Source organism: Microvirga sp. P5_D2, from assembly GCF_054049475.1.
Genome location: NZ_JBFUMH010000193.1, coordinates 1 through 8,463 on the forward strand (window position 1 = coordinate 1; position 8,463 = coordinate 8,463).

At 64.1% G+C, this 8,463-nt stretch carries 6 protein-coding genes; 3 read left to right on the forward strand and 3 right to left on the reverse strand.

Translation table 11 applies throughout. The annotated features are described in order from the left end of the window. Both ACXJKO_RS27350 and pdeM read left to right on the forward strand, forming a co-directional pair. The coding region (locus ACXJKO_RS27350) for a helicase-related protein (protein ID WP_457094195.1) at window positions 1-1,842 on the forward strand (1,842 nt) is incomplete at its 5' end. After that, window positions 1,839-2,540: a ligase-associated DNA damage response endonuclease PdeM gene (pdeM, locus tag ACXJKO_RS27355; RefSeq protein ID WP_457094196.1), complete on the forward strand. Its 702-nt coding sequence runs from the start codon at window positions 1,839-1,841 to the stop codon at window positions 2,538-2,540. The genes ACXJKO_RS27350 and pdeM, both read left to right, overlap by 4 nt. Before the next feature lie 4 nt (window positions 2,541-2,544). On the opposite strand, the gene ACXJKO_RS27360 is transcribed toward pdeM, so the two are convergent. From ACXJKO_RS27360 to ACXJKO_RS27370, 3 genes are all read right to left on the reverse strand, one after another. Then, window positions 2,545-3,306 carry a TIGR02186 family protein gene (locus tag ACXJKO_RS27360; RefSeq protein WP_457094197.1) on the reverse strand — a complete coding sequence of 254 codons (762 nt, stop codon included), beginning with the start codon at window positions 3,304-3,306 and terminating at the stop codon, window positions 2,545-2,547. Beyond that, window positions 3,303-4,232, reverse strand: coding sequence for a sulfite exporter TauE/SafE family protein (locus tag ACXJKO_RS27365; RefSeq protein WP_457094198.1), 930 nt, complete (start codon window positions 4,230-4,232; stop codon window positions 3,303-3,305). Before ACXJKO_RS27365 ends, ACXJKO_RS27360 begins: the two co-directional genes overlap by 4 nt. A 148-nt stretch (window positions 4,233-4,380) precedes the next feature. Then, the gene (locus ACXJKO_RS27370) at window positions 4,381-7,575 is read right to left on the reverse strand and encodes a hypothetical protein (protein WP_457094199.1); all 3,195 of its coding nucleotides are present in this window, start codon (window positions 7,573-7,575) and stop codon (window positions 4,381-4,383) included. 362 nt (window positions 7,576-7,937) lie between these two features. Here ACXJKO_RS27370 and ACXJKO_RS27375 point away from each other — a divergent pair, with 362 nt between their 5' ends. Continuing rightward, on the forward strand, window positions 7,938-8,345 hold the full coding sequence (locus ACXJKO_RS27375) for a MerR family transcriptional regulator (RefSeq protein ID WP_457094200.1): 408 nt from the start codon (window positions 7,938-7,940) through the stop codon (window positions 8,343-8,345). Window positions 8,346-8,463: the final 118 nt, after the last annotated feature.

Consider the following 8,463-nt stretch of genomic DNA (forward strand, 5'->3'; position numbering starts at 1 on the left):
GTGGTGAAAGGCGGTGCTCAGCCCGATATCCGCATGCTGGAACTCGATGAGAGATTGCCTCTCGCAGGCCACACGGCATCGCTCTCGATGCCCGCGATCTACGATCTCATCCGCGGGCACAAGACCACGCTGGTTTTCGTCAACACTCGGCTGCAGGCGGAATACACGTTTCAGGAATTGTGGAAGCTCAACGAGGATAGTCTCGCCATCGCGCTTCATCACGGCTCCCTCGATGTCGCGCAGAGACGGCGTGTCGAGGAGGCGATGGCGGCGGGAAAATTGAAAGCTGTCGTGTGCACCGCGACTCTCGATCTCGGCATCGACTGGGGGGATGTAGATCTCGTGGTGAATGTGGGCGCGCCCAAGGGCGCGTCGCGCATCATGCAGCGTATCGGCCGCTCCAACCACCGCATGGACGAGCCGTCGGAAGCCTATCTCGTGCCCGCCAACCGTTTCGAAATTCTCGAATGCCGCGCTGCGCTCGATGCGGTGCACGAGGCGGCGCAGGATACGCCGGATGCGCGCGTCGGCGCGCTCGATGTGCTCTGCCAGCACATTCTCGGCATGGCCTGCGCCGATCCGTTCAGGCTGGAGGATCTCTATGACGAGATCGTTTCGGCCGCGCCTTATGCCGATCTTTCGTGGGAGGATTTTGAGGCCTGCGTCGCCTTCGTCGCCACGGGCGGCTACGCCCTTCGTGCCTATGAGCGCTTCGCCAAGATCGTGAGGGGCAATGACGGTTTGTGGCGCGTGCGCGATGCCAGGATTGCGCAGCAATACCGCCTGAACGTCGGCACCATCGTCGAAGCCACCATGATCAAGGTGCGGCTTGGAAAATCCATGCGCTCGCGGCCCGGCACCGTGCTGCCGCGCGGGCGTATTCTCGGCGAGATTGAGGAATATTTCGCGGAGACGCTAACGCCCGGCGATACATTTCTCTTCGCCGGAGAAGTGCTGCGCTTCGAGGGTATTGCCGAGGACGAGGTTCTCGCCACGCGCGCAGCGTCCGGCACCGATCCCATGATCCCGTCCTATGAAGGCGGCAAGTTTCCGCTCTCGACATTTCTTGCTGAGCGCGTGCGTGCGATCCTGGCCGATCCGTTCGAGTGGGACCGTCTGCCGCCGCAGATGACGGAATGGCTCTTGCAACAGCGCCGCCGCTCCATCGTGCCGGGTCAGCGCGATCTTCTGGTCGAAACCTTCCCGCGCGCCAATCGCTATTACATGACCTGCTTTCCGTTCGAGGGCAGGCTCGCGCATCAGACACTGGGCATGCTGCTGACGCGGCGTTTGGAGCGGGCGAAGCTGAAGCCCCTTGGGTTCGTCGCCAACGATTACGGCATCGCGGTCTATGCCTCCGGCGACATCGCCGCGCGCGCTGCCCGAGAGCCGGGGTTTTTCGATGAGCTTCTCTCCGAGGATATGCTCGGCGACGATCTCGAGGATTGGCTGGCGGAATCCGCGCTCATGAAGCGCACCTTCCGGCAAGGCGCGGTGATCGCGGGGCTCATCGAGCGGCGCTTCCCCGGCGAGAAAAAGACCGGACGGCAGGTCACGATCTCCACCGATCTCGTCTACGACGTGCTGCGCAAGCACGAGCCTGACCATGTGTTGCTACGGGCCGCGCGGGCGGATGCGGCAACTGGACTCCTGGACGTGAGGCGCCTCGGCATGATGCTACAGCGCATCCGGGGGCGAATCATCCACAAGCCGCTCGACCGGGTTTCTCCCTTAAGCGTGTCCGTCATGCTGGAGATCGGCCGCGAGCGCGTCTATAGCGACAATGCGGACGAGATTCTGGCAGAGGCGGAAGCGGCGCTGCTCGACGAGGCTTTGGCGTGACGGCATTGGCGAAGAACAAACAGACAACCCACGAGATCGAGCTCTCCGGTCAGCTGGCGCTGCTCGATCTGACGGGCGCGATGTACCTGCCGGCGCATGATGCGCTGCTCGTGGCCGATCTCCATTTCGAGAAGGGCTCGTCTTTCGCGCGGCGCGGCATGATGCTGCCGCCTTACGACACCCGCGAGACGCTGGCCGCGCTCTCCGACGTTGTGTTCCGCTTCAACCCGAAGACCGTCATCGCGCTTGGCGACAGCTTCCACGACATCGGCGGGCCGGAGCGCTTAGGGAATGAGGAGCGTACGACCCTGGAAAGCGTTCAGGCGGGCCGCGACTGGATCTGGGTGACAGGCAATCACGACCGTATCCTGCCGGACAGCATCGGCGGACAGGTGGTGGAGGAGATGATGCTCGGCTCCCTCACCCTGCGCCACGAGCCGATGGCGGGCGCGCAGGCGGAAGTCGCCGGCCATCTTCATCCTGTCGGCAAGGTGGTGATGCGCGGCCGCGCCACGCGCCGCCGCTGCTTCCTGACGGATGGAACCCGCTGCGTCATGCCGGCGCTCGGCGCCTATGCGGGCGGCCTGAACGCCTGCGACGCCGCCTTCAAGCCGCTCTTCCCGAAAAGCTTCACCGCCCATCTCATCGGCACCGAGCGCATCTTCGCCATCGCGAAGTCGATGCTGTGCCGGGATTGAGAGACTAGTCCCTTCTGAAAATCATGTTCGCCATCCAGCCGAAGAATAGGGCGATGGCGGCGGTGGCGAGGCCGTAGAACAGAGACCAGTCGCGCGCGACCGAGCCGACCTGCTCCTCGAAGCCGGTTTTCACCAGCTCGAAATGGGTAGTTGTTCTCGCCAAGATCACCGTGTCGGCGAAGAGCGCGACCTCGACGCTGTATTCGCCAGGTGGCGCGGTGGCGGGAAGCGGAATGCTTGCGCGGAAAATGTCGGCGGTCAGGAAGGTGACGCCCCTCTCGTCCTCGAGATAGAGCCCTTCCTCCGCCTTCAGGCGATAAAGGGCATCGCGGAACTGCCGGTCGGCGCCGCCGCGCTCGTTGGTGAAATCGGTCGAGTTGATGATGGCGGCAAGGCCGATCTTCTGTCGCTGGCGCAACTGGTCGCTGGTGATCTCCTCGATCGGCCGCGACGTGATCACGCTCAGATAGGCCGGGGCCGTGGGAAACTTCTGCTGTTCCTGGTTGATCCAGACCAAGCCCAGCCGCTCTTTCTCGCGCACCACCAGAAACTGGCGCGGGCCGCGCACCGTCACGACGATGTCATAGCCGGTGGCGCGCGCCACGGTCTGCGCGTCGCGCTCGATGGCGCCGAACACCGCAATCGATGTGCCGGTGTAGTTCGAGTTGATGAGCACCCGATGGTTCGAGAGCGATGTGATCAGGTTTTCCGCTTGAGCGGGGCTGAGCGCGAAGAGTGCGATCAGGAACAGGCCCAGAATCCTCACTCGCGCACCTCCTGCACCGTGATGGAGAAGGGCTCTTGCGGCTGCAGGACGAGTTCGAGCGCAAAGCGCAGGCCCACCGCAAGAAGGAGAATGGCGAGGAGGAAGCGGAACAGCTCGGCCCTTAAATTACGCCCGACCCGCGCGCCGAACTGCGCGCCGAACACGCCGCCGACGATGAGCAGAATCGCGAGCACCATGTCGACCGCCTGGTTCGTCACCGCATGCAGGATCAGGGCGACGAGGGTGGTGCACACGATCTGGAGCTGGGACGTACCCACGACCACGTTGGTGGGCACGCGGAAGATATAGAGAAGCGCTGGCACCACGATGAAGCCGCCGCCGATGCCGAGCAGAGCGCCCGCGAAACCGATGAAGAGGGACAGAAGCAGGATCGGGATGATGCTGACATAAAGCTTCGAGCGGTAGAACCGCATACGAAGCGGCCAGCCGAGATAGGGCGCATGCTCGCCCGCCTGACGCCGCAAGCGCACCGATCCGCCCCGGCGCTTGGTCCAGAACTCGCGGATGCTCTCCTTCATCATCAGGCTGCCGACGACGGTGAACAGGGTCACGTAGGAAACGACGATGACGAGATCGAGCTGGCCCGCGCGTCTCGCGGCGGCGAAGAACCAGACACCGAGCGCCGAGCCCACGAAGCCTCCGGCCACGAGGATCGCGCCTAATTTGCGGTCGAGGGCGTTTCGCCGGAGCGCGCCGAGCACGCTGGTGGTGGAGGAGGCTACGATCTGCGCCGATTGCGTCGCCACGGCGACGGCGGGCGGAATACCTAGAAAAATCAAAAGCGGCGTCATGAGAAAGCCGCCGCCGATGCCGAACAGACCTGATATGAAGCCGACCGCCGCACCCATCCCCAGGATGAGAAGAACGCTCACGGGCATCTCAGCGATAGGCAGATAGATTTGCACTCCGGTTCCCTTTGCCGGCTCCCCTTGCCGGTTTCCCTTGGCCTGCGCAGCCTCCCTTGGCCGACGCAGCCATGGTGTGGTTATGACATCGCGTCCCGCGATTTAAAGGGTGTGTGATGAACGGAAGCTGACAGCTTCCGATCTTTCCTCAACTCCTGTTGCCCTGGGTTCGATCCAAGGCCGCCGTCTGGCCGGTCGTGGGGGCGGTCGTCTCGTTGGCTGTCGGGTCGACGGGCCGGGGACGCCATTGATCGGCGAAGGCCTTCGCGGCGGCGAGATCGCCAGCGTTGAGCCGCCCGGCAAGTTCGTCGCGCTTCTTCGCGGCATCCGCGTCGCCCTGGGCGGCGGCGAGAGTAAACCACTTATAGGCCTTGGGCAGGTCCTGGCGAGTGCCGATGCCGCGCGCCAGCAGCACGCCCATGTTGAACTGACTATCGCGCAGCCCCGCTTCGGCGGCTTCGCTGTACCAGCGCATGGCGGCGGCGTAATCGGGCTTGCCGTTGACGTTCGATGCGAGAAGCGTCGCGAGATTGTGCATGGCGCGAATGTTGCCGCCTTGTGCCGCCCGCTCGTACCAGATAACGGCGTGCTTCAGGTCGCGGGCGGTGCCGATGCCCTTTTCGAGCAGCATGGCGAGCCGCTCCTGTGCCGGGGGGAGGCCTGCCTGCGCCGCCCGCTCATAGAGATGCATGGCCAGGACCATATCCTGCGCAAGCCCGCGTCCCTCGGCAGCGCGCGATGCGATTTCATAAAGCGCCGCCGCATCGCCAGCCATCGCGGCTTGGCGAAGAGCACCCGTCGCCTGGGCTGGAATCTCGCCCACCGTCGCGGGATCGATGAGGAATTTGCCAGCCGCCGGGAGCAATGGATCCACCGACGTGGCGGTCATGCTGGYGGGCTGGAACAGGTCGGTGCCCTCGGAAGGCGGCGTGACGCTTCCCGTTTGTTCGGGCGCCTTCTCAGGTTTCGGTTCCAAAGCAGGCATGGGTTGCGATGCCTCGCTCGTGCTCAGCGCAAGGGAGGCAATCTGCCCGCTGGATAGGATCTGCGCCGTTCCCGCCGCCAGGATCAGGAGGCCGATTCCGAAGAGGAGGGGACGGCGATGAGCGTCGAAACTCCGGCGGATGCGCTCGATGAGAGAGGGAGTGGAAACCGTCTGCGATTCGCCGGCGGTCTCGGCTTCGTCCTCGATAACCTTCTGCTCGTCCTGAGATGCAGCAGTCGGTGTCGGAGCTTCCGGTGTCGGAGATTGAGCCGCACGGCGGGCCGCTGCGATGAACCCGGCGCGCATGGTGCCGAGATCTGCAACATCGCCCGCTGTTTCGGCATTCGGAACCAGCGGCGCAATCTCATCTGCCGAAGCCACGATAGGCTTGGTCGCTTCCACCACAGGCGTGTTTGAAGCGACCTCCTCGATCTGCGACAGAGCCGCTGTATGCAGCCGGCGCACTGCTGCCTCAAGGCGGTCGGCGGGAGCCATCTGCTCGGGCGCCGTGGCAGACATCGCCTGCGCACCTGTGTGGACGCGATGCACGATGGTGCTCTGCTCGGGGAAGCGCGCGACGAGGGTTTCCAGCGCGGAATTGACCGCGCGCAGGGTTTCCTGCGTTTTCTTGTCGGACCGAGTCTGCAAGGCCTTCAACTCGACGAAGCCCTGCTTGAGCGCATCGAGATCGCCCGTATCGGGAAGGCTCGGCTGAATCTCCTTCAGGGCCGTGCGCGCGGCCCGTTCCGCGATGCCGGCGGCCTCGTTCTGGATGTTGCGGAGGTGGCCGGTGGCCTCGTCGAGAGTTTTCTGCAACGCCTCTTCGGATCGCTCACCGAGCCGCTCCGCCAGGGACATGATCTGACGTTCGAGGGCATCGAGCCCTGGCGCTTGATCCGGTGTACGGTCGAGCTTTTCGTCGATGGAGCGCAGCATCTCCTCGACCTTCGCGGTGTCGGCGCGCTGGCCCATGTCGTGCAGGCCCTGTTCGATTTTGTCGAAACGCTGCAGCAGCGGCTCATGTGACGGCGCTTCCTTCTCCGCCACGGCCTGCACCTGGGTGGAAAGACGTCCGATCATTTCGGTCAGTGCATCCGCCTGTGTGAGGCGGCTGTCGGAGAGGCTTGCCATCTTCTCCGTGAGAACGGCCAGCTGGTCGGTGACGGGCGYGAGATCGGTGGGTTCCGGCTGCGGCCTGCTGGCTAGTGCGGCTAGGTTCTCGCTCAGGCTGTTGAGCCGTTCGGGTACGTCGCTTGCTTCCTGCACGGCGACGCTGCGCTGGAGAGCGGCGCAGACATTTTCGAGCGATGTCTTCAGCGCCGCGAAATCGGCTCGGCCCACCTGATGAAGGCGCAAGTCCGCGATCTGGCGTCCGAGAGTATTCACTTCCTCGGAGAGGCGCTCGATCTGCCGGGGCTCGGCCCTGTTCGCGAGATCCTGGCGCATGTCCACGATCTGGCTGCTGAGGAAATCGATCACCGAGCGGTCGATGCCGGTCTCGGCCATGGCATCGATCTTGGTTTTCAGAGTTTCGATCTCGCCGCTGATGCGCCCGTACACGCCCTCGTTGACGTCGTCGGAGAGAACCTGCACCTGGCGATAGAGCGCTGCCGTCGATTGCGCGAGAACCAGAAGATCCTTGCTCGGCGAGGCCTGCCCGATCTCGCGGACGATATCCTTCATCGCCTGATCGAGGGTGCCGACCTCCTCGCGCGTGGCGAGGCCGTCGAGGCTGGCGCGCAGGCGTTCGATCTCGATGCGGAGATTGCCGAGGGCCGGCATCCATGCGGCGTCGGGTTTGTCCATGCGCTCCGCCAGCCGCGAGACATCCGTACGCAGGCCCGCGAGCGCGTCCGACATAGCCATCGTGCTGGCCTGGACCTCGTGCTCTGTGGCGGCCTGTTGCTCCACTGAATCGAGGCGCTCCTTCAGGGTCGAGAGYGCCCGGGAGAGTGCCGTCGCCATGCGGTCCTGATGGTCCGCGGCGGCGCGGGTGGTCTGGTTAAGGCGCTCTTCCGTCTGCTCGATCCAGCCGGCCATGGATTGCAGCGCCACATTCGTGCGGGAGGCTTGGTCCTGGGTCTGGCGCTCGCTCTCGGCGGCGATGGCGGCCATCAGGGCGTCGTAATCCCCGGCGGGCTGGGGGCGGGTTGTCCGCGCCAGCCGTGTCATGATGGCATCGAATTCGTTATCATGAGGCTTCGGGGCCGGGGGAGGCGCGTGGCGCTCACCTTGAGCGGCGAGAATCGAGGCGGCCCATTCCTCCAGGCTCACACCCGCCCGATCGGCGGCGGATTTCGCCAGTTCACGGGCATCGAGGTCCAGATCGTCGAGGTTCGAAAGGACGTGTCGTCTCATGGCCGTGCCCGCGGGAATACTGGAACGCTCCCGGCTGGCTGGTCCCGTACCCAGTCCCGCCGTGTCGGCGCTCAAGGCGGGCCAAGGCGAATCATCATGCCTCAAGCCCAGTGAGCCGATGCGGCAGCTTTTGGCGAACGTAGTAAAAAACCCGTTAAGCTTGGGGCATTTAGCCGGTGGTCCGTGCTCGGAGAAGGGCGGTTCCGTTGGGGTGCCTCCCCCAGGGAAAGCCTGTCTTTGCCCTCGTGAAAGCTGTGCTTTTACGGGTACTTGCAACTATTGGGCACAATGTATTATCATAACATTACTCATAATGCGTGCTTAGAGCACTGAAACAAAAGTGAAAGTCGAAGGGGCAACGGATGGATCAATTGGCAGGCAGCTCCGCCAGCGAGCCGGCAGAGGGCGCGAAATTTTACACGATCGGGGATCTTGCCCGTGAGTTCGGCGTGACCTTGCGCACGCTGCGCTTCTACGAGGACCGTGGGCTCCTTTCTCCGCGCCGCGACGGTACTGCCCGTATCTACGACGCCCGCGACCGCGAGCGCCTGTCGGTGATCCTGAAGGGCAAGCAGCTCGGCTTCACCCTCACCGAGATCCGCGCCATGCTGGCCGAGGAGCGCTCGGGCAGCGGTCCGGCCATGAACCTCAAGCTGTCGCTCGATCAGGTCGAGGACCAAATCCGCCATCTCGAGCAGCAGAAGGTCGAAATCGAGGAAGCGCTCACGGAACTCAAGTCCCGCCGCGCCAGTCTCGCCGCGGCAGCCTGATACGCTGCTTCGACGGACTAAGTTATTAAGAGAGAAGGGCCTGCCGGAGGGGCGGGCCTTTTTCGTTTGCGGGGCTCGAAGGCGCGGGTTGTCTGGGCAATAAAGTCGAGGCTTGGGC